Source organism: Pseudomonas sp. NPDC087814, assembly GCF_044742865.1.
Taxonomy (GTDB): Bacteria; Pseudomonadota; Gammaproteobacteria; order Pseudomonadales; family Pseudomonadaceae; genus Aquipseudomonas.
In genome coordinates, this window is record NZ_JBIUVK010000030.1 from 1 (window position 1) to 20,590 (window position 20,590).

Annotated in this window: 26 protein-coding genes; 11 read left to right on the forward strand and 15 right to left on the reverse strand. The window is 60.6% G+C overall.

Features of this window, described 5'->3' with window-relative positions; translation table 11 throughout:
• Positions 1 to 103: 103 nt before the first annotated feature.
• Positions 104 to 859 (reverse strand): spermidine synthase, encoded by a 756-nt coding sequence (locus ACIOMR_RS20260; protein ID WP_087693646.1) that lies wholly within the window; start codon positions 857 to 859, stop codon positions 104 to 106.
• Between the two features lie 118 nt (positions 860 to 977).
• Here ACIOMR_RS20260 and ACIOMR_RS20265 point away from each other — a divergent pair, with 118 nt between their 5' ends.
• Positions 978 to 2,324: a class II 3-deoxy-7-phosphoheptulonate synthase gene (locus ACIOMR_RS20265; RefSeq protein WP_087693647.1), complete on the forward strand. Its 1,347-nt coding sequence runs from the start codon at positions 978 to 980 to the stop codon at positions 2,322 to 2,324.
• Here the strand turns inward: ACIOMR_RS20265 and ACIOMR_RS20270 are convergent.
• Positions 2,304 to 3,533: a winged helix-turn-helix domain-containing protein gene (locus ACIOMR_RS20270; RefSeq protein ID WP_401196040.1), complete on the reverse strand. Its 1,230-nt coding sequence runs from the start codon at positions 3,531 to 3,533 to the stop codon at positions 2,304 to 2,306. The two genes, ACIOMR_RS20265 and ACIOMR_RS20270, sit on opposite strands and share 21 nt — an antisense overlap.
• Before the next feature lie 45 nt (positions 3,534 to 3,578).
• Complete coding sequence (locus ACIOMR_RS20275; RefSeq protein ID WP_003218685.1) at positions 3,579 to 3,785, reverse strand: DUF1127 domain-containing protein; 207 nt, start codon at positions 3,783 to 3,785, stop codon at positions 3,579 to 3,581.
• A 70-nt stretch (positions 3,786 to 3,855) separates the two neighbouring features.
• On the opposite strand from ACIOMR_RS20275, the gene ACIOMR_RS20280 reads away from it, so the two are divergent.
• The gene (locus ACIOMR_RS20280; RefSeq protein WP_401196044.1) at positions 3,856 to 4,737 is read left to right on the forward strand and encodes a LysR family transcriptional regulator; all 882 of its coding nucleotides are present in this window, start codon (positions 3,856 to 3,858) and stop codon (positions 4,735 to 4,737) included.
• Here the strand turns inward: ACIOMR_RS20280 and ACIOMR_RS20285 are convergent.
• A complete protein-coding gene (locus ACIOMR_RS20285; RefSeq protein ID WP_177008070.1) occupies positions 4,727 to 5,476 on the reverse strand; it encodes a sulfite exporter TauE/SafE family protein in 750 nt (249 codons plus the stop codon). The genes ACIOMR_RS20280 and ACIOMR_RS20285 overlap by 11 nt on opposite strands.
• Positions 5,477 to 5,584: 108 nt before the next feature.
• Here ACIOMR_RS20285 and ACIOMR_RS20290 point away from each other — a divergent pair, with 108 nt between their 5' ends.
• The 4 genes from ACIOMR_RS20290 (at position 5,585) to ACIOMR_RS20305 (ending at position 8,780) form a co-directional block, all read left to right on the forward strand.
• On the forward strand, positions 5,585 to 6,535 hold the full coding sequence (locus ACIOMR_RS20290) for a LysR family transcriptional regulator (protein WP_401196100.1): 951 nt from the start codon (positions 5,585 to 5,587) through the stop codon (positions 6,533 to 6,535).
• Between the two features lie 77 nt (positions 6,536 to 6,612).
• Positions 6,613 to 7,065: a MarR family winged helix-turn-helix transcriptional regulator gene (locus ACIOMR_RS20295; RefSeq protein ID WP_003218693.1), complete on the forward strand. Its 453-nt coding sequence runs from the start codon at positions 6,613 to 6,615 to the stop codon at positions 7,063 to 7,065.
• 253 nt (positions 7,066 to 7,318) lie between these two features.
• Entirely contained in the window at positions 7,319 to 7,738 is a 420-nt protein-coding gene (locus ACIOMR_RS20300; protein WP_003218695.1) for an organic hydroperoxide resistance protein, read from the forward strand.
• Positions 7,739 to 7,763: 25 nt separating this feature from the next.
• Positions 7,764 to 8,780, forward strand: a complete 1,017-nt coding sequence (locus ACIOMR_RS20305) for an alpha/beta hydrolase (protein WP_401196049.1) — start codon at positions 7,764 to 7,766, stop codon at positions 8,778 to 8,780.
• Between the two features lie 67 nt (positions 8,781 to 8,847).
• On the opposite strand, the gene ACIOMR_RS20310 is transcribed toward ACIOMR_RS20305, so the two are convergent.
• A complete protein-coding gene (locus tag ACIOMR_RS20310) occupies positions 8,848 to 9,420 on the reverse strand; it encodes an elongation factor P (protein ID WP_003218698.1) in 573 nt (190 codons plus the stop codon).
• Between the two features lie 49 nt (positions 9,421 to 9,469).
• Entirely contained in the window at positions 9,470 to 10,603 is a 1,134-nt protein-coding gene (earP, locus tag ACIOMR_RS20315) for an elongation factor P maturation arginine rhamnosyltransferase EarP (protein WP_003218700.1), read from the reverse strand.
• Positions 10,604 to 10,734: 131 nt separating this feature from the next.
• Between earP and ACIOMR_RS20320 the strand changes: the two genes are divergently transcribed.
• Together ACIOMR_RS20320 and ACIOMR_RS20325 are read left to right on the forward strand one after the other, a co-directional pair.
• Entirely contained in the window at positions 10,735 to 11,103 is a 369-nt protein-coding gene (locus ACIOMR_RS20320) for a hypothetical protein (RefSeq protein WP_003218702.1), read from the forward strand.
• Between the two features lie 15 nt (positions 11,104 to 11,118).
• A complete protein-coding gene (locus ACIOMR_RS20325) occupies positions 11,119 to 11,601 on the forward strand; it encodes a GreA/GreB family elongation factor (RefSeq protein ID WP_003218705.1) in 483 nt (160 codons plus the stop codon).
• Between the two features lie 5 nt (positions 11,602 to 11,606).
• On the opposite strand, the gene cysB is transcribed toward ACIOMR_RS20325, so the two are convergent.
• From cysB to ACIOMR_RS20350, 5 genes are all read right to left on the reverse strand, one after another.
• Positions 11,607 to 12,581 carry an HTH-type transcriptional regulator CysB gene (cysB, locus tag ACIOMR_RS20330; protein ID WP_003218707.1) on the reverse strand — a complete coding sequence of 325 codons (975 nt, stop codon included), beginning with the start codon at positions 12,579 to 12,581 and terminating at the stop codon, positions 11,607 to 11,609.
• A 104-nt stretch (positions 12,582 to 12,685) separates the two neighbouring features.
• The gene (locus ACIOMR_RS20335) at positions 12,686 to 13,186 is read right to left on the reverse strand and encodes a universal stress protein (protein ID WP_003218709.1); all 501 of its coding nucleotides are present in this window, start codon (positions 13,184 to 13,186) and stop codon (positions 12,686 to 12,688) included.
• 63 nt (positions 13,187 to 13,249) lie between these two features.
• A complete protein-coding gene (locus ACIOMR_RS20340; protein ID WP_003218711.1) occupies positions 13,250 to 14,167 on the reverse strand; it encodes a 5'-nucleotidase in 918 nt (305 codons plus the stop codon).
• 14 nt (positions 14,168 to 14,181) lie between these two features.
• Positions 14,182 to 15,144 carry a putative 2-dehydropantoate 2-reductase gene (locus ACIOMR_RS20345; RefSeq protein ID WP_102368441.1) on the reverse strand — a complete coding sequence of 321 codons (963 nt, stop codon included), beginning with the start codon at positions 15,142 to 15,144 and terminating at the stop codon, positions 14,182 to 14,184.
• Positions 15,141 to 15,533: a hypothetical protein gene (locus ACIOMR_RS20350; RefSeq protein ID WP_003218715.1), complete on the reverse strand. Its 393-nt coding sequence runs from the start codon at positions 15,531 to 15,533 to the stop codon at positions 15,141 to 15,143. The genes ACIOMR_RS20345 and ACIOMR_RS20350 overlap by 4 nt, the downstream gene beginning before the upstream one ends.
• Here ACIOMR_RS20350 and ACIOMR_RS20355 point away from each other — a divergent pair.
• Both ACIOMR_RS20355 and ACIOMR_RS20360 read left to right on the forward strand, forming a co-directional pair.
• Positions 15,532 to 15,966, forward strand: a complete 435-nt coding sequence (locus ACIOMR_RS20355) for a PilZ domain-containing protein (protein ID WP_003218717.1) — start codon at positions 15,532 to 15,534, stop codon at positions 15,964 to 15,966. The genes ACIOMR_RS20350 and ACIOMR_RS20355 overlap by 2 nt on opposite strands.
• Positions 15,967 to 16,099: 133 nt before the next feature.
• Complete coding sequence (locus tag ACIOMR_RS20360) at positions 16,100 to 17,176, forward strand: 3-deoxy-7-phosphoheptulonate synthase (RefSeq protein ID WP_003218719.1); 1,077 nt, start codon at positions 16,100 to 16,102, stop codon at positions 17,174 to 17,176.
• Positions 17,177 to 17,290: 114 nt separating this feature from the next.
• On the opposite strand, the gene ACIOMR_RS20365 is transcribed toward ACIOMR_RS20360, so the two are convergent.
• Positions 17,291 to 17,572: a GNAT family N-acetyltransferase gene (locus tag ACIOMR_RS20365; RefSeq protein ID WP_003189869.1), complete on the reverse strand. Its 282-nt coding sequence runs from the start codon at positions 17,570 to 17,572 to the stop codon at positions 17,291 to 17,293.
• A gap of 626 nt (positions 17,573 to 18,198) precedes the next feature.
• Between ACIOMR_RS20365 and ACIOMR_RS20370 the strand changes: the two genes are divergently transcribed.
• A complete protein-coding gene (locus ACIOMR_RS20370; protein WP_401196058.1) occupies positions 18,199 to 18,450 on the forward strand; it encodes an Lpp/OprI family alanine-zipper lipoprotein in 252 nt (83 codons plus the stop codon).
• Between the two features lie 132 nt (positions 18,451 to 18,582).
• On the opposite strand, the gene ACIOMR_RS20375 is transcribed toward ACIOMR_RS20370, so the two are convergent.
• The 3 genes from ACIOMR_RS20375 to ACIOMR_RS20385 all read right to left on the reverse strand — a co-directional run bounded on the left by ACIOMR_RS20375 (position 18,583) and on the right by ACIOMR_RS20385 (position 20,581).
• Entirely contained in the window at positions 18,583 to 19,551 is a 969-nt protein-coding gene (locus tag ACIOMR_RS20375) for a L,D-transpeptidase family protein (protein ID WP_008437756.1), read from the reverse strand.
• Positions 19,552 to 19,623: 72 nt separating this feature from the next.
• Positions 19,624 to 19,917 carry a hypothetical protein gene (locus ACIOMR_RS20380; protein WP_003218723.1) on the reverse strand — a complete coding sequence of 98 codons (294 nt, stop codon included), beginning with the start codon at positions 19,915 to 19,917 and terminating at the stop codon, positions 19,624 to 19,626.
• 58 nt (positions 19,918 to 19,975) lie between these two features.
• Positions 19,976 to 20,581, reverse strand: coding sequence for an arylesterase (locus ACIOMR_RS20385; RefSeq protein WP_003218725.1), 606 nt, complete (start codon positions 20,579 to 20,581; stop codon positions 19,976 to 19,978).
• Positions 20,582 to 20,590: the final 9 nt, after the last annotated feature.

Below are 20,590 nucleotides of genomic sequence, written 5' to 3' on the forward strand. Positions count from 1 at the left end.
ACCTTTTGGTTACTTTTGGGGCGTTTGCCAAAAGTGACCCGCTGTAAGAGCGGAACCATAAGCGGCCGTTACCGCAGCAACGGATATGTACACAATCAAAACCCTACGTAGCCGGCCGAATCGCCTTGATCAGCGACTGCAACGAATACCCCAACCGCGGCGCCAACGCCTCAGCCCGCGCAGACAACGCCGCCACATCGAGCACCTGATCCAGATCCGCCGGCACCAGCAAAATCACATTCCCCTCCTTCACCGGCAACTCCCAATAATGCCGGTGATACAACCCACGCAACAACGCCGCTCCCAACGGCTTACCATCATCCGTAGCCCACTGATTAATCACCAACCACCCCCCCGGATTCAGCTTCTTCTGGCAATTCTCCAGAAACGTCCAGGCCAGGTGCCCAACCCCAGGGCCAACATCCGTATACAGGTCGACAAAAATCAGGTCCGCCGACTCAGCCGAAGGCAGCAATTCCAACGCATCCCCAACGCGGATATACAGCCGAGGATCATCATCCAGCCCCAAGTACTCAATGGCCAGACGCGGCACATCAGGCCGCAGTTCGATGGCTTCCACATCATCCAAAGGCAGAAACTTCAGGCAAGCCTGGGTCAACGTCCCAGCCCCCAACCCCAGGAACAACGCACTCTCCGGCTGCTCATGGCACAACGCCCCAATCAGCATCGCGCGGGTGTAGTCATACTCCAACCAGCTCGGGTCAGCAGTAAACACACAACTCTGCTCGATGGCATCGCCAAACTCGAGAAAGCGGTAATCGGCCACTTCCAGCACGCGGATCATGCCGAAGTCATCATGGACCTCGGCCAGCAGGCGCTCGACGCGCTCCTCAGACATTGCAACTCCTAACGGCGTGCCAACGGGAAAGCCGGGATTGTGGGCGAACCGGCGGCAGCAGGTCACGTACTAATTGCTGATAACATGACGGCCCGACCGCAAATCACTCGAGTTCATGATGAGCCAACCCTGGAGCCCCGACAGCTGGCGCGCCCTGCCGATCCAGCAACAACCCCAGTACCCTGACGCCGCGCATTTGTCGCAGGTCGAGCAAAACCTGGCGAGCTATCCGCCGCTGGTGTTTGCCGGTGAAGCCCGTGAGTTGCGCCGTCAGTTTGCCGAGGTGACCCAGGGTCGCGCCTTCCTGTTGCAAGGCGGCGATTGCGCCGAGAGTTTTGCCGAGTTCTCGGCGGCAAAAATCCGCGACACCTTCAAGGTGCTGCTGCAGATGGCGATTGTGATGACCTTCGCTGCCGGCTGCCCGGTGGTCAAGGTCGGGCGTATGGCGGGCCAGTTCGCCAAGCCGCGCTCTTCCAACGATGAAACCATCGACGGCATCACCCTGCCCGCCTACCGCGGCGATATCGTCAACGGTATCGGCTTCGACGAAAAAAGCCGCGTGCCCGATCCGGACCGCCTGCTGCAGTCCTACCACCAGTCCACCGCCACCCTGAACCTGCTGCGGGCGTTTGCCCAGGGCGGTTTTGCCGACCTGCACCAGGTGCACAAGTGGAACCTGGACTTCATCGCCAACTCCGCCCTGGCCGAGAAGTACAGCCAACTGGCCGACCGCATCGACGAAACCCTGGCCTTCATGCGTGCCTGTGGCATGGACAGCTCGCCGCAACTGCGCGAGACCAGTTTCTTCACCGCCCACGAAGCGCTGCTGCTCAACTACGAACAAGCCTTCGTGCGCCGCGACAGCCTGACCAACGACTATTACGACTGCTCGGCACACATGCTCTGGATCGGTGATCGCACCCGCCAACTTGACGGTGCCCACGTCGAATTCCTGCGCGGGGTGAACAACCCGATCGGGGTCAAGGTCGGCCCGAGCATGAACCCCGACGACCTGATCCGCCTGATCGACATCCTCAACCCGGACAACGACCCGGGCCGCCTGAACCTGATTGCGCGCATGGGTGCCAGCAAGGTCGGCGACCATCTGCCCAACCTGATCCGCGCGGTACAGCGCGAGGGCAAGCAGGTGCTGTGGAGTTCCGACCCGATGCACGGCAACACCATCAAGGCCAGCAGCGGCTACAAGACACGGGACTTCGCGCAGATTCTCAGTGAGGTGAAGGAGTTCTTCCAGGTGCATGAAGCCGAAGGCACTTACGCCGGCGGGATTCATATCGAGATGACCGGGCAGAATGTCACCGAGTGCATCGGTGGCGCACGGCCGATTACCGAAGACGGGTTGTCGGACCGCTACCACACCCACTGCGACCCACGGATGAATGCCGATCAGTCGCTGGAATTGGCATTCCTGATCGCCGAGACGCTAAAACAGGTCAAGCGTTAAAAGCTCTACCCGCAACCGTGCCGCACTGGCCCGCTGGCAATTGAGCTGTATCTGCTCAAGCCCGAGCCAGTCGGCCATCTGCCGCAGATTCAGGGCCAGCGCGCGCATGCCCTCCTCGCCCAGCCCCGGCTCTTCCTCGTGAACGGCATGCACCGCCAGGCGTCCGGCCGCCCGCTCCGCCCGCAGATCCACGCGCGCGGCAATCCGCTCGTTGTGCAGGAACGGCAGCACGTAGTAGCCATATACCCGCTTGTCCTGGGGCGTGTAGATCTCCAGGCGATAGCGGAAATCGAACAACCGCTCGGTACGGCTGCGCTCCCAGATCAGCGAATCAAAAGGCGATAACAGTGCGCTGGCAGGCACCTTGCGCGGGACTTTCGGCTCGGGCAGGCAATAAGCCGGCTGTTTCCAGCCCTGGACCTCGCAGGTGATCAATTGCCCATCCTCGACCAGCTCCGCCAGGCGCCCACGGCTGTCGGCCGGGTCCAGACGGAAGTAGTCGCGCAGGTCTTTTTCAGTGCCCACCCCCAGCGCCGTGGCGCTGTGCAGCAGCAAACCGCGTTGCGCCTCAGCCTCGTCCAAGGGGGCTTGCTGGAGAATGTCGGCCGGGATCACACGCTCCGGCAGGTCGTACAAACGCTCAAAACCTCGCCGCCCGGCGACGGTCACCTGGCCGGCGGCGAACAACCATTCCAGCGCATGCTTTTCATCGCTCCAGTCCCACCACGGGCCGGCGCGCTCCTCGCGGGTCGACAAACTGCCCGCACCCAGGGCGCCTTGTTGTTCGACGATGCCCAGCACCCGGGCGATGGTGGCCTGCTGCTCGCGACCAAAACGCGCCATTTGCTGATAGATCCCCTGCCCCCGGGCCGCCCGTTCCATGCGCCAGCGCATCAATGGGTACAGCGCCATTGGCAACAACGACGCCTCATGGCCCCAATATTCGAACAGCGAGCGGCGCCGCCCCGAACTCCAGGCGGCCTGTTCTAGAATCAACGGAGAGTAATGCCCCAGACGGGAAAACAGCGGCAGGTAGTGCGAACGCACCACCGCATTTACCGAATCAATCTGCAACACGCCCAAACGCTCAACCAGGCGATTGACCTGCGCCGCCTTGATCAACGCCGGCGGCTGGCGCCCGGAAAAACCCTGGGCGGCCAGCGCCAGGCGTCGCGCCTGCTTGAGGGAAAAGGACAGTTCTGCGGGCATGGGCATCTCCTTGTGTGCTCGCGAACCACCCTACTGCATCCCGAGTCATTTTCGCAGCGGGTCTTCCCAAAAATGCCGGCGGCTTTCCTGCTCGACATCGCCACGGTTGAGCCCGATGTCCTTGAGCGCCTCATCGCTCATGCTCATCAACAGCTGGCGCTCACGGTGCACGGCCATCCACCGGGAACCCAGTTGAAGCAGCCCGGAAAACGGCCGCTTCGCCATCAGTACAAAGCCTCTTTGACCTTTCATCATCTCGCCCTCCAGTGGGGATGACTGAAGTCTGTGCCTGGCGCTATGATCAATCCAACGAATGTTTATTATGCAATACATCTCGGAGATTGATCAATTGCCCAGCTACCCGAGTATCGACACCGAGGTGCTGCGCACCTTCGTCGCCATCGCTGATCAAGGGGGCTTTACCCGCGCCGGCGAGCAGGTCAACCGCACACAGTCGGCGGTAAGCATGCAGATGAAGCGCCTGGAAGAAGATGTGTTGCAGCGCAAGTTGTTCGAGCGCGATGGTCGCCAGGTGCGGCTGACTCCGGAAGGCCAGGTGCTATTGGGCTATGCCCGCAGGATCCTGAAGCTGCACAGCGAGGTGTTCAACACCCTGCGCGAGCCGCACATGGTCGGGTTGGTGCGCATCGGCACCCCGGACGATTACGTGATGCGCTACTTGCCGGGGATTCTCAAGCGCTTCTCCAAAGCTTACCCGCTGATCCAGATTGAAATGCACTGCGAGTCGTCGCCGGTGCTGATGCAGCGCCGGGACCTCGACCTGACCGTTATCAGCCGCGAACCGGGAAATGAAATCGGCGAACTGCTGCGCCATGAACGCATGGTGTGGGTGGCGGCGCCCTGCTTCTGTATGGATGAGCACAGCGCCCTGCCCCTGGCCATTTCCGGCCTCGACAGTTTTTGCACGCAGTGGGCACGCGCCGCGCTGGACGCCCAGGGGCAGGAGTACCGACTGGCGTATCACAGCTCCAACGGGGCCGCGATCCTCGCAGTGGTGGGTGCCGGCCTGGCCGTCACGATCAATATGGAAAGCCTGGTGACCGAAGACCTGCGCATATTGGGCACAGCGGACGGTTTTCCGCCGCTGCCGTCGGTCAACCTGCGGCTGTTGCGCAACCCGCGCACCACCTCGCCGATTACCGAATGCCTCGCCGAATACATCCTCGAAGGCTTCAAACTTTAAACGTCAGCATCACCGCACACACCGCCAGGAACCCGCAGAACAGCCCGCGTAACATGCGCTCCGGCATGGCGTGGGCGACTTTCACGCCCCAACTGATACTGAGCAAACCGCCGACGGCCAAAGGCACGCCGATCATCCAGTCCACTTCGTGGTGCCAGGCGTAGGTCACCAGGGTCACGCTGGTGCTCGGCAGAGCCAGGGCCAGCGACAGCCCTTGGGCCACCACCTGGCTGGTGCCGAAGATGCTGGTCAGCACCGGCGTGGCAACCACTGCACCGCCCACCCCGAACAAGCCACCCATGGAGCCTGACGCCGCGCCCAACACCCCAAGCCACGGCCAGGAATAACGCATCTGCGCTGACGGCGGTGCATTGTGGGTAAACATTCGCAGCAGGTTGTAGGACGCCAATACCAGCAGAAACGCGATAAAACCCACCCGCATCACGTCAGCATCGATCCCCACCGCCCAGATCGAGCCCAGCCAGGCGAAGGAAAAACCCATCACGCCCAACGGCAGTGCATGACGCAATTCAATCCGGTTGCGCTGGTGATAACGCCACAACGCCAGCATCACATTCGGCACCACCATCACCAGGGCCGTGCCTTGGGCGATCTGCTGGTCGAGGCCGAAAAATACTCCCAGCACGGGAATGGCAATCAGCCCGCCGCCGATGCCGAACAAGCCACCGACCGTGCCCAACGCTACGCCCAGCATTAAATACAACGCTAAATCTGCCACCCGCTCGCTCCTGCTGTTCCCAGGCCTTGCATGCTACGCAGTCCGCTCTGGTGCGGAAACGCACAGCAACGCACAATGGCTGTGCCAATCTCGCACAAGCAGACGCTGATGAACCCCAATACATTGACCGATCAACTGAGCCTGTTTCTCGACGTACTGGAAGCCGGCAGCTTTTCCGCAGCCGCGCGCCGTCACCCGCTCACGCCCTCGGCCGTGGCGCGGCGCATCGACAGCCTGGAAAGCTCGGTGGGTAGCCGGCTGTTTCAACGCAGCACCCATGCGGTGGTGCCGACGCCCGCCGGCCTGGCGTTTGCCGAGCGCGCCCGGCGGATTGTCAGCGAGCTGCAACTGGCGCGGGCCGAAGCGGTGTCGCTGAGTCATGCGCCTGAAGGCTTGATCCGCGTGGACGCACCGGCGGCTTTCGGCAGGCGGCATTTGGCGCCTGCCATCGCTGACTTTCTCAACGTCTATCCGGGACTGGACGTGCACCTGCACTTGATCGACAGCTTTGTCGACATGCAGGGCGAGCATCTGGGCAAGGTCGACCTGGTGCTGCGGGCCGGGCATATCGTCGACACCCGGCTGATTGCCACGCCACTGGCCAGCATCGTGCGTATCGCTTGCGCAAGCCCGGCCTACCTGAAAAACCGTGGCACGCCGACCCATCCCAGCCAGTTAAGCGAGCATGACGGCCTGGACTGGGAAGGCCTGGCACCGATGTTCGCCTGGCGTTTTGAGCTCGATGGGCGCAAATCCACCTACCGCCCGCAGCGCATTCGCATGAGCGCCAATAACGCCGAAGCCCTGCTTTCAGGCGCGCTGGCCGGGCTGGGTGTTGCGCATCTGCCCACCTGGCTCGCCAGTGAATACCTGGTGCGCGGTGAACTGGTCCCGCTGTTCTGCGAGAACGGCCTGCCGACGCCTGAAACCGCAGGCATCTATGCGCTACGCCTGGAGCAACACGCCAACGCCCGCAGCCGGTTATTGCTGGAGTACCTCAAGGCGCGCTTCAGCCCCGTGCCGCCGTGGGATCTTGCGCTGCAAAGCGCCTTCGGCTGACCGAGCGGACAGAATTGTCTGGCGCGTTAAAGATTTGCCCGCTAGATTCGAAACCAGACACGTTTTAAGGCACTGCCATGACCAAGCCCCTCGATACCTGCGAATCCTTGTTGCTCGACAACCAGCTGTGTTTTGCCCTGCATTCCACCTCGTTGTTGATGACCAAGGTCTACAAACCGCTGCTGCAAGCCCTCGGCCTGACCTATCCGCAGTACCTGGCCATGATGGTGCTTTGGGAAGAGGATGGCTTGACCGTAGGCGAAATCAGCAATCGCCTGCTGACGGATCCCGGCTCCCTGACGCCGCTGCTCAAGCGCCTGGAAGCCGAAGGCCTGCTCAGCCGCACCCGCAGCCGCGAAGACGAGCGCGTGGTGGTGGTTGAATTGACCGAGGCCGGGCGCGCCCTGCGGGACAAAGCCATGGATATTCCACAGTGCATCCTGGGCGCCAGCGGGCTGGACATCGAGCAGTTGCGCAAGCTGCAGGGCGATTTACTGGCACTGCGAAAAAACCTGCAAGTCTCCCTCTAAAGGCACCACGCATCAAAAAATGTGGGAGCGGGCTTGCTCGCGAATGCGGTGGATCAGTCAATGCATCTAGTGACTGTCACACCGCATTCGCGAGCAAGCCCGCTCCCACATTTGTTTGTGCAATGCCTGGCTATCAAAGCACGCAAAATATTTTCCAAATATATCTTGCGCACTAACTATTAGCGCGATACATTCACCTCGCCACTTACTTAGCGCGCAAACATTTAGCGCAAACACTGACGAGGAAATCACCATGCAAGCTCTCTACACCGCAGTAGCCACCGCCACCGGCGGCCGTGATGGTCGTGCTGTTTCCAGCGACAACATCCTCGATGTAAAACTCTCCACGCCAAAAGAACTGGGCGGCGCGGGTGGCCAGGCCACCAACCCGGAACAACTGTTCGCCGCCGGTTACTCCGCCTGCTTCATCGGTGCCCTGAAATTCGTCGCCAGCCAGACCAAACGCAAAATCCCGGATGACGCTTCGATCACTGCCCACGTCGGCATCGGTCAAATCCCCGGCGGTTTCGGCCTGGACATCGACCTGCACGTCAGCTTGCCCGGCCTGGCCCAGGACGACGCGCAAAGCCTGGTCGACGCTGCGCACCAGGTCTGCCCTTACTCCAACGCCACCCGTGGCAACGTCGATGTACGCCTGCACGTAACCGTCTGACCCACGCGGTTTTTTGGAGAAGAACATGAACACATTTGGCAAAGTACTCACCGGCACCCTGCTCGCCTTCTCGATCACCAATGCCTTTGCGGCCAGCGGTGACGTGGAACACAACACCCAGGCGTTTCTCGATGTACTGAACGCCGGCACCGGCAAACCGATGGAGCAACTGACGCCCAGGGAAGCCCGTGCGGTGCTGACAGGTGCACAGTCAGGCGTGAAACTGACGCTGCCCAAGGCCGACGTGAACCAGAAGACCATTCAGGTCGATGGCCAGCCGCTGAGCCTGACCATCGTGCGTCCGGCCGGGGTCAAGGGCACATTGCCGGTGTTCATGTTCTTCCACGGCGGTGGCTGGGTACTCGGGGATTTCCCGACCCACGAGCGCCTGGTGCGTGACCTGGTGGTGGAGTCGGGAGCGGCGGCGGTGTTCGTCAACTACACGCCATCACCTGAAGCGCACTACCCTGTGGCGATCAACCAGGCGTACGGGGCAACCAAGTGGGTGGCCGAACACGGCAGCGAGATCAACGTCGATGGCAAACGCCTGGCCGTCGCCGGCAACAGCGTCGGCGGCAACATGGCGGCGGTGGTCAGCCTGATGGCCAAGGACAGGGGCACTCCGTCAATCAAGTTCCAACTGCTGTTGTGGCCGGTGACCGACGCCAACTTCGACACCGGGTCCTACAACCAGTTTGCCGAAGGCCACTTCCTGACCCGCAACATGATGAAGTGGTTCTGGGACAACTACACCACCGACACCAACCAGCGCGCCGAGATCTATGCGTCGCCCCTGCGGGCAAGCACCGCGCAGCTCAAGGGTTTGCCACCTGCGTTGATTCAGACCGCAGGCTCGGACGTGCTGCGTGACGAAGGCGAAGCCTATGCCCGCAAGCTGGATGAAGCCGGTGTACCGGTGACCGCCGTGCGCTACAACGGCATGATCCATGACTACGGTTTGCTGAATGTCGTCAGCCAGGTACCGGAGGTTCGTTCGGCGCTGCTGCAGGCGTCCGAGGAGCTGAAGCAACACCTGAAGTAAAAACCGGCACCCACAAAAAAGCCCGACGCATGGTCGGGCTTTTTTTATCGTACCGGTGGCGCAAGAATTACTTCTTGGCGCGACCTTTGTACGAACCACCTTCACGGGTGTCGATCTCGATCAGGTCGTCGATTTCGATGAAATCGGCTACTTGCAGTTCGGTACCGTTAGCCAGCTTGGCAGGCTTCATCACCTTGCCCGAAGTGTCGCCGCGAGCGGAACCTTCGGTGTAGGCAACCTTACGCACGATAGTGGTCGGCAGCTCTACGGAAACCAGACGGTCTTCGAAGAAGATAGCTTCGCAGACGTCTTCCATGCCTTCTTCCACGAACGGCAGAACGGCTTCGATGTCTTCAGCGTTCAGCTCGTACATGGTGTAGTCGGTGGTGTCCATGAACGTGTAGGTGTCGCCGCTGATGAAGGACAGGGTCGCTTCTTTGCGGTCGAGGATCACGTCGTCCAGTTTGTCATCGGCGCTGTAGACGATCTCGGTCTTGTAACCGGTCAGCAGGTTCTTCAGCTTGGTCTTCATGATTGCGCTGTTACGACCAGACTTGGTGAACTCAGCTTTCTGAACCAGCCAAGGGTCGTTTTCGAGACGGATCACTGTACCGGGTTTCAGTTCTTTACCAGTTTTCATTGCGAATATCCGAAATTTGGATGGGATTTACAAAAATCAAGGTCGCGTATCATATCCAATTTACATAAAACTGTACCAGCGCCGTCGCAAGATCGGTCCGCGAGCCTTGTTCCAGAGCCCATTTCTCGGCGTTCGCGGTCACTTCCGGCCAGTGTTCCAGCAGCATTTTCCAGCAAAGTGCCATATCGCCATCAGCGTTCCAGGCCTGCCAAAGGCCGACCAACGCGACTTTCGCAGCCGGAGACAGACCTTCGGTATACAACTCAAGGAACGCATCGAGCTTGTCCAGGTGAATGTCTTCGTCCTGGCGATAGATATGCCACAACAGTGGCCGCCCGGCCCATTGCGCCCGCACGAACGAGTCTTCGCCGCGCACGGCGTTGAAGTCGCAGCACCACAACAGCCGGTCGTATTGCTCCTGGCGCACAAACGGCAGCACTTGCACGGTCAACCCGTCGCGCCGGTGCACATCACCTACTTCCAATGACTCGACCCCCAACCAGCCCTGCACATCTCCGAGGATCCGCCCTTCCGGCACCAGCAGATGAGTGGCGCGCCCATCGGCCGCCAGCACGTCGAGCCAACTGGCCAGCCCGGCGTTTTCATAGGCGAACAACGACATCATCCGCGCACCGTCCACCGGGAAAACCCCAAGCGCCTGCAGAAACTGCTGCCGGGCGGCGGCGTCTTGCTGGAAGGCATCGCGCTGTTCCAGCAGCCCCGCCTCACGCAATAAACCGCCGGTGCCGGGACGGAATCCGGGAAAGAAGAAGTACTTTTGCACGCCCTTGAATTTCACCGAGGGCAGACCGTGGCAGCCGACCACCCAGTCTTCGGCGCTCAGGTAATCCAGGTTCATCCACAGCGGCGTGCGGTCGCGTGCAGCCATCGCCTCCATGTAGTCAGGCGGCAATTGACAGGCGAACGCAGCGATCACCACGTCTGCCGCGTCGGTCGCCGGCCAGTCGGAGGGCCAGTAGCGCACGTCGACGCCCTCTTGCCATTGCTGGTGCACCTGCACATCAATCTCGGGGCACATGCGTTCGAACGCCCGCAGGTCATCGACCCACAAGCGCACCGCACACCCTTGTTCCGCCACCAATTGCCGGGCCAGGCGCCAGGTCACGCCGATGTCGCCGTAGTTATCGACGACGCTGCAAAAAATATCCCAGCGGGCTTTCATTCCGGGCTCCAACGCTCAAAGGCTCGATTGTCCGTATAAATGCCTCGATACAGAAGGGTTGATCGCGATTATTCTGCGCGCGGCTGTGGGACAATCGGCGCCATGCCGCACGTGCCTGCCAGGAGGCCACCATGTCTGATCGTTCGTTCTCGCTGTTCAAACTCAGTATCGCCGTGGCCTTCGGCCTGTGGTTGGGGTTTATCGCCATTGTGCTGAGCGTGTGGCTGGCTTCCCGCTACCTGCCCGAGCAAACCGTGGCGCCGGTGGCCCGAGTGGTGCAGCAACTGGGCAAGCCAGAGGTGGTTGCACCGGAGCCGCCGAACCGGATGTTCGAGCAGTACCAGGAGAACCTGCGCAAGCAGGAGCAACAGCAAACCCTGGACCAGGCCCGCAACAACCCGCGTAACCTGTCCAACCCCAAATGCCAGTTCTGGCTGCAACAGGACCAGAACGCCCCCAACGACAAGAGCCGGGCCAACGTCCTGCAATTTTGCGATTGATCACGAAAGCCGCCCATGAATAAACACGCCGTTCACCAGTTGGTTTTGGACAAACTCGCGGTCGATCTCGATATCGCCCAGCGCGCTGCGCAAACCGCGTACGAAACCGCGACCCACGAAGAAAACATCGCCGAGAACAAGTACGACACCCTGGGCCTGGAGGCTTCTTACCTGGCAGCCGGCCAGGCCCGACGCGTCGAGGAGATCCGGCAGGCGCTGACGCTGTGCCAGAACATGCAGCTGCGGGCCTACGATGACCAGCGCGGCATCGAAGTGGGCGCATTACTGGGGTTGGCAGATGAAAACGATCGCCAGCAGTGGCTATTCCTGGCGCCGGACGGCGCAGGCTTGAAGGTCGATGTGGTGGGGCAACCGGTGACCGTCATCACCCCACGCTCGCCCCTGGGCAAAAGCCTGTTGGGCAAGTTCGAAGGGGATGAGGTGGAGATTCTGGTGGGGGGCGCTCGGCAACAGTTTGCTGTTACCGAGGTGAAGTAAGCCGATCAGTGAACCGGTAGTTCAACGCCGTCGAACAGCTCTTCCAGTTCCTGCTTGTTGTGGCACTGGATGGCCTTGGCCATCACTTCGCGCGTCAGGTGCGGCGCGAACTTTTCGATGAAGTCGCACATGAAACCACGCAGGAAGGTGCCACGACGGAAACCGATCTTGGTCACGCTGGACTCGAACAGCTCGCTGGCATCGAGCACCACCAGGTCGTTGTCGAGCTTGGTGTCGACCGCCATCTTGGCGACGATACCGACACCCAGGCCCAGGCGCACATAAGTCTTGATGACGTCGGCATCAGCCGCGGTGAACACCACTTTCGGCGTCAGGCCACGATGGCTGAAGGCTTCATCGAGTTTCGAACGGCCGGTGAAACCGAACACGTAAGTCACGATCGGGTATTCAGCCAGGGCTTCCAGGGTCAGCTTCGGCAGCTTGGCCAGTGGGTGGCCTTGTGGGACCACGACGCAACGGTTCCAGCGGTAGCACGGCATCATCACCAGGTCGCCGAACAATTCCAGCGCTTCGGTGGCAATCGCGAAATCGACGGTGCCGTCGGCGGCCATCTCGGCGATCTGCATCGGCGAGCCCTGGTGCATGTGCAAGGCCACGTCCGGGTACTGCTTGATAAAGCTGCTGATCACCGGCGGCAGCGCATAACGCGCCTGGGTGTGGGTGGTGGCGATCGACAGGGTGCCCTTTTTCTCGTTGGAGAATTCCTGGGCGATCTGCTTGATGCTTTCGACCTTGCGCAGGATCTCGCCGGCGGTGGTGATGATGCGCTCACCGGCCGGGGTGACACGGGTCAGGTGCTTGCCGCTGCGTGCGAACACTTCAACGCCCAACTCATCTTCGAGCAGGCGGATCTGCTTGCTGATACCGGGTTGCGAGGTGTAAAGGCTTTGAGCAGTAGCGGAAACGTTGAGGTCGTGGTGCGCCACTTCCCAGATGTAGCGCAGTTGTTGAAGCTTCATATGTGTCCCTCAAAGCGGATAGACGCCACGGGTATCAGCGACGGTATATAACTATATTAAAGGTTAGACGGATAAATCTAGAACTTTTTATCGTTTTCTACCAATCACACGTCGTCACTGCGTCGACGCTGCAACAGCGGTACCAGGTACACCGGCACCTGGGACAGCTGCAGCACCCGTGCGGCGGTTCTCCCCAGGGGTGTTGCCACCCCGACCGCCTGGCTGTGACTACCTACGATCAACAAATCCACAGAGAGTTTCTGCGACTGGTCGAGAATCACTTCACAAGGATCACCCTGGATCACCCGCACCGAACGGATCAACTTGAGGTCCTGCTCCCCGTCCCCCAGCTCCTCGCGAAAACTGTCGAGCACCCGTTGTTCGATGGTCGCCATCACCGTCGTCAGGCCCTGGCTTTGCCATTCACTCAAGGCCTTCTCATCAAGGTAGCTCTGCAACACCGATTCGGCGAACAGCCCGATGGGCTCGACCACGTGAATCACATACAGATCAGCCTTGAACGTTCGCGCCAGCGCCAGGGCATGTTGCATCACATAGGGGGCATACAGACCGAGGTCAGTGGCGTACAGCATCGAACGAATCATAGAACCTCCTGGGCAGCCAGGATGGCGGGGATTGATTCAGCTTAGCAGCGCCTTTGGCAGTGCTCAGCCCTCGGTCTGAATTTTCAACTCGTTACTGATGCCATGGGGGACGTGACCGGTAGCCACGAACTCCCGGGCCTTCTCGCAATGCCCTTCCTGGTCATCGAAAAACACATCGGCGGCGAAGGCTTCGAGGAACGCCGACTTCTCCAGGCCACCAAGAAACAGCGACTCGTCGAGACGGATATCCCACTCGCGCAGCGTGCGAATCACCCGCTCGTGGGAAGGCGCCGAACGGGCGGTCACCAGCGCAGTGCGGATGGGGCAGGACTCGTCGGGGAACTCGCGCTGCAACAGGTTGAGTGCCGCCAGGAAGCCCTTGAACGGGCCGCCGCGCAACGGCTCGCGGGCGGATTCGCGCTCGCTGGCCTGGAAGGCTTCAAGGCCACCCGACTGATAAACGCGCTCGGACTCGTCGGAAAACAGCACCGCGTCGCCATCGAAGGCGATCCGCAATTCAGCACTGGAGGCCCGACCTGCGCCGCCCGACAGAATCGTCGCTGCGGCAAACCCGGCATCCAGGGCGCTGCGCACATCCTCGGCATGGGTGGACAGAAACAGGTGGCAGCCAAACGCCGCCAGATAAGGATAAGGGCTGCGCCCGCCGACAAACGCCGCGCGGGAGATGTCGAGCCCGTAATGCTGGATCGAATTGAATACACGCAAGCCGGTGTCGGCACTGTTGCGCGACACCAGCACCACCTCGACCCGGGCGCGGCCGAGGCTGGCGTTGAGGCTCAGGAGTTTCTTCACCAGCGGGAAGGCGTCACCGGGCTCGAGGGTTTCTTCCTCGTGGTCGATCTGGTACTTGCGGTACGCCTCGACGCCTTGGGCCAGGTAGACCTTGTGGCTCTCGCTCAGGTCGAACAGCGCTCGCGAGGAAATCGCCAGCACCAGTTTGTCGCCCAATCCCTTCGCCATGGTGTTCCCCCCAATCAGCGGTTATGCCGATCCATAAAACTCAAGGCCTGATACAGCGCCTGCATGCGTGGCAATTCACAACCCGCCGCGTTGGCCGCGGCCAAGGGGCGCGCGTAGATCGCCGCCAGTTCCAGCGGGCGCTTGTGCACGTAATCGTGATACATGCTGGGCAAGTAGTCATCCATGCTCTCGGTCATGGTGAACATCTGCCCGGCGTAACTGGCGGGAATCTCATGCCCGCAGGCGTGGGCGCCCTGCACCACTTCGGCCATCAGCGCCTGGATCAGTTCGCGGCTGGACTCATCCGCCATCATCGCCGTGGTGCCCGTGCCGAACACTACCGAGAGACCGTTGTAAGGCACGTTCCACACCAGTTTATGCCAGCGCGCCTGGTGCACATTGGCCATGGCCTGGGAATCGATACCGGCCTGGTGAAACAGCGCGGCGCCTTCTTCGACGATGGCTTGCCGACCGTTGTCATCGTTGGCCGCGGGGCCACTGTGGTAACCCAGGTTGACCCGGCCCAGCGCCTGATGCTCGACGATCCCGGGACCGGAACGGTGCACGCCGATGTAGCACAGGCCACCCAGCAGGTGCAGCGACGGCGGCAGGTGTTCACGCAGGCTGTCCTCTACGTCGAGGCCATTTTGCAACAGGATTATCCTGGCGTCCGGGGCGGCAACTTGAGCGATGGTCGGGGCCAGTTCGACATTCCCGGTCGATTTGGTGCCCACCAGCAGCCAGTCGCACGGCGGCATGTCGGCGGCGCGGGCATAAGCCTGTACCGGGTGAAGGTGCACGGTTCCGTGGATCGTGCTGTTGAGTTGCAGGCCGCGCTCGCTGACCGCCGCGTACTCGCTGCGCAGCAGGAAATGCACATCGAAGCCGGCGCGCGCGAGCATCACACCGTAGTAGCCACCAATGGCCCCGGTGCCGATGATCCCGATCCGTGGCGACTGTTTTGTTACTTCGGTCATGGCAACTCCTCTGGTATTCGTTTGAGCGCCTGCTGCACACCTTGAGTCAGGTCGCTGGCGGTCAGACGCGTCAGTGACGCTAATATTCCATGGAATTTCCCGTCACACACCACAAACAACGCCGGCAGGTGAAAGATCTCGTAGCGCTCCACTGCCCCGCCATTGTGACCCGCATCCACCCAGCACACCCGGTCCACCGGCAAGTCCCAACCCGGCAGTTGCTGGTGCAGGAAGCGGCAACGCGAGCAGCCGTCACCGGTAAACACCACCAGGGACGTGCCGGGAAGCCCCAGTAATTGCTGGTCGATATCCAGGTCGGTAAGTTGCAGTTCTTTCACTATACTGCTGCCACCGCCGTCAACTGGACGGTGCTCGGAGTCCGTGTGCATGGGTCGTTTCTTTCCTCACCCTGATGATGTCGCTGTCGAAATAACCCAACGCCCCATTTCCGGCATTTCCCGCCAACGGCTGCACACTATCGGCCTGGGCGGCGTCGCATGCAATTGCCCACGGGCCTGGCGCCAGGGCGCGGCCATCGAGTTGCACATCCCCTCACTGGGCCAGACGGCCCGCTATCCGGGCTATGTGGCATGGTGCCGCAAGGCCGAAAACGGCTACCGCGTCGACATTGCCTTTACCGATGAGCAGGCCTTGTTCGGTGCGCGGATGGGTGAGCAAGTGTGCCAGATCGAACGGTACTGCCGCCTCCACGAAGGCGTCGAGCCCACACCCGGGCAGAGCGAAGCGCTGGCCCGGGAATGGGTCACGCGCCATGCCGGCGAGTTCTCCCATGAGGCTTTTGTGCTGCCAGCGCTGGATTAAAGCGGACGTTGCCCATTGTCTCGCAGCCTTGTAACGCGCTAAGGTTCCGCTCCCCGCTGCACTTAAATCATGCTGTGCTCCGCCGCACGGGGATCGCTGGCGGCCGGCACCCGTGACCCTGACGAGTAACACGATGGCTGATTTACCGATCAACGACCTTAACGTCGAATCCAACGAGACCCTGATCACGCCCGATCAGCTCAAGCGCGAAATCCCCCTGAGCGACGCTGCCCTGCAGACCGTCACCAAGGGCCGCGAAGTCATCCGTGAGATTCTCGACGGCACCGACCACCGCCTGTTCGTGGTCATCGGGCCGTGCTCGATCCATGACCTCAAGGCTGCCCACGAATACGCCGAGCGCCTGAAGGTGCTGGCGGCGGAAGTGTCCGACACCTTGTACCTGGTGATGCGTGTCTATTTCGAGAAGCCGCGTACCACCGTCGGCTGGAAAGGCTTGATCAACGACCCGTACCTGGACGACTCGTTCAAGATCCAGGACGGCCTGCACATCGGTCGTCAATTGCTGCTGGACCTGGCGGAAATGGGCCTGCCGACGGCAACCGAAGCCCTGGACCCGATTTCCCCGCAGTACCTGCAAGACCTGATCAGCTGGTCGGCAATTGGTGCACGCACCACCGAATCCCAGACTCACCGCGAAATGGCTTCCGGCCTGTCCTCGGCCGTGGGTTTCAAGAACGGTACCGATGGCGGCCTGACCGTGGCGATCAACGCCCTGCAGTCGGTCTCCAGCCCGCACCGCTTCCTGGGCATCAACCAGGAAGGTGGCGTGTCCATCGTCACCACCAAGGGCAACGCCTACGGTCACGTGGTACTGCGTGGCGGCAATGGCAAGCCCAACTATGATTCGGTCAGCGTGGCCTTGTGCGAACAGGCGCTGAACAAGGCGAAGATCAAGCCGAACATCATGGTCGATTGCAGCCACGCCAACTCCAACAAGGACCCGGCCCTGCAACCGCTGGTGATGGAGAACGTGGCCAACCAGATTCTGGAAGGCAACCAGTCGATCATCGGCCTGATGGTCGAAAGCCACCTGAACTGGGGCTGCCAGGCGATTCCAAAGGACCTGGCCGACCTGCAATACGGCGTGTCGATCACCGATGCGTGCATCGACTGGTCTGCCACCGAGACCACCTTGCGCAGCATGCACGCCAAGCTCAAGGACGTGTTGCCCAAGCGCCAGCGCGGCTGAGCACAGACTGCGGACACAAAAACGCCGGGCTAAACCCGGCGTTTTTTTTGATCGTTCCCCCGCCCTGCGTGGGAATGCATCCTGGGATGCTCTGCGTACCGCCCTACTCAATGCTCAAAGCTTCGCGGCATGGCGCTGGTGGCGCTCCATGTAGCGCTCAACGTAGGAGCAGGACGGGATCACCGTATAACCTGCCTCTTCGGCGAACTTCAACGCTTCCTCGGTCAGCGCGGCAGCAATGCCACGGCCGCGCAATGCGTTGGGCACGAAGGTGCGATAGATATCCAGGGTCTGCTTCCCGAGATCCATATAGGTCAGATAGGCACGATGACCGTCCACATTGGTCTCGAACTGATGACCAGCCTGGTCATGGTGGATGGACAACGCCTCGCTCATCACTACTCCTCGCGGGTCTTGGTTTCTGACCCCTACCTTACCGATGTTTTTCCGGCGAAGGAACATCTACGCCACCCGGTGCCGGTTTCGACAACGAGAAAAGCGGCCAGTGCCTTGCACTAGCGCTCACAACCAGCACAGGGAAATAGTAGGCGCCAATCGCACAATTGCTCAAGACGCGCTCGTCTTCCGTTGCGCTGGCGGACATAGAAAGGGCCAATCGAGATTCCTTACGTCGATGGCCTGAACATTGCCGGCAGTTGAAGCTTGAGACGAACACGCGCTCTTAAAGTCACCTCAACATGCACAAAAGATACCGAATGGCGAAAAGACAATCTGAACAATAGTGTCAGGGACGATATATAAAATGACTTATGTTTACATGGCTTAACACATGCCAGCCGGCCCTTTCAGGCTGGATCCAATCCTCGGCCGAGTGCAAAAATCTGCATATTTTTTATACAGACTCTCGAAAGATTAGCCAAAATAGATTGGACGCGAGAATTTTTTTTGCTTCTTGCGCTACGTCAGTTTACTTACTACAAGTAATGGGTAGTATGTACGCCGGCTATTAGCTCACTCTGAGAAAGTAGCCATTTAATAGAAAGTCCTTGAAGGGGAACACGATGAACAACGTTCTGAAATTCTCTGCTCTGGCTCTGGCCGCAGTTCTGGCTACCGGTTGCAGCAGCGCCACCAAAGAACCCGAAGCTCGTCTGACTGCAACTGAAGACGCAGCAGCACGCTCCCAGGCTCGTGCAGACGAAGCCTACCGTAAAGCTGATGAAGCTCTGGCTGCTGCTCAAAAAGCACAACAGACTGCTGACGAAGCTAACGAGCGCGCTCTGCGCATGCTTGAAAAAGCAAGCCGCAAGTAATAATCCTCCGGGGTTGTTATCAAGCCGATCCATTCTTGGATCGGCTTTTTTTTGCCTGTGATTTGGCTGGATTCCAGACAATAAAAAACCCGTCACCGCGCGAGGCGATAACGGGTTATGGATCGTGCAGGCTTACTGCTGCAGATCGACCGGCGTACTCGATACCATCGGCGCCCCGCCGGGTACACCGATTTCCGTCGGCAAACCGTCTTCAGCCGCAACCACGTCACGCACCTGGTCCCAGTTGACCCGCAGGTTGCTGGACAGGTCTTCACGCTTGAGCAAGGCGTTGATGACGGCGGTGTGCTTGTCGACGACCGATGGGGTGCCATCGTCGTTCAGCGGCGTATGGGCTTCCAGGTAGACCTTGCCCCCGGCCGCGCCGAACTTGTAGGCGTCGTTGATAATCCGCACCGACGTGCCCACCGGCACCATGTCGGCCATTTCCAGCACGTTGTTGTTGAACATGCGGAAGCAACCGTGGCTGGTACGGGTACCGATGCCGAACTTCATGTTGGAACCGTGGATCAGGTAGCCCGGCGTGCCGAGGGTGAACTTGAACGGCCCCAGCGGGTTGTCCGGGCCGGCCGGCACGACGTTGGGCAACGGGTCGCCATTGGCGGCGTGTTCTGCCTTGATCGAGGCTGGCGGGGTCCAGGTCGGGTTCGGGATCTTGCCCGTGATGGTGGTGTGGGCCACTGGCGAGCCCCAGCCTTCACGGCCAATCCCCAACGGGAACGTGTACACCACGTTCTGGCCCTTGGGGTAGTAGTAGAGCCGGTACTCCGCCAGGTTGATCACGATGCCTTCACGCGGGCCGGGCGGCAGGATGAAGCGCGTCGGCAACACGATCTCGGTACCCGCTCCCGGCAGCCAGGCATCCACGCCCGGGTTGGCCGCGACCATCTCCGAATAACCCAGGTCGTAGGTGGTGCCGAGGTCCGCGAAGGTATCTTCGTACTTGGCCTTGATCACCTGGACCTGGCCAACGATATCTTCACCCGGTGGCGGCAAAGGCAACTGCAAGGCTGCAGCAGGACCGGCCGCGCAGAGCGCAGCGAGAGACAGGCAACAGGTGACGGCGGAAAGGCGCGACAACATCCGGGAATTCCTTCGCAGATCGACGGGTAGTAGAAAATGGATTGTACACGGCTGCCCGGCGGGCACCCATATTCAAAGCTCGAAGCGCAGCTCTGGCCAGATCGGCGGTGTGCCGCGTTTTTGCGACTCGAGGATCGCCCGGCACAGGGGGCACAAACGCTGGTCCTGGAAGATCGAGCGATCCACCGATGACCAGCGCGGCTGGGCAGGCAACAACGTGCCGCAGAGGGTGCGGTCGATGGACCCGCCCAACTCCAATTGACGCGTCACCAGATGCACCCGGACTTCCTGGCAGGCGAACAGATCCAGCTGTTCGTCAGGCTCGATCAGTTGGTAGGCAAACAGTGACCAGGCAGGACGCGACATCGGGGGCTCCAAATCGGGGGGGCGCCACCTTAGCCGAAAGACCGCTGCTAGAAAAGCGTCATAGCAGTGGTTTTAGCGTTGGCCAGACATTTTCCAGCAACTTGCCCTGCGCGCCAACCGCCGGGTGCAATTGGTCAGCCTGCATCAGGTCCGGATGACCACCGACGCCTTCAAGGAAAAACGGCACCAGCGGGACGCTTTTTTCCTTGGCCAGGGCCGGGTAGACATTAGCAAACGCGGTGGTGTATTTCGGCCCGTAATTAGGCGGCAACTGCATGCCCAGCAGCAGCACCTTGGCACCGCTGGCCTTGGACTGTTCAATCATCGATGCAAGATTTTGTTTCAATTGCTCGGGTGGCTGCCCACGCAGGCCGTCATTGCCGCCCAGCTCAATGATCACCAGGTCCGGCTTATGCTCTGCAAGCGCCGCCGGCAGCCGCGCCCGGCCTCCGGCACTGGTGTCGCCGCTGATGGAGGCGTTGACCACTTTATCGTCGAAACCTTCGCTCTTGAGCCGTTGTCCCAACAACGCTACCCACCCTTTGCTGGTATCCAGCCCGAAACCGGCACTGATACTATCGCCAACGATCAGGACTGTACCCGCCGCTGCGTTCTGGGCCATGCACATCAAGGCCAGGCCAGCACTCAAAAACCACATTCGCATTGGATTCTC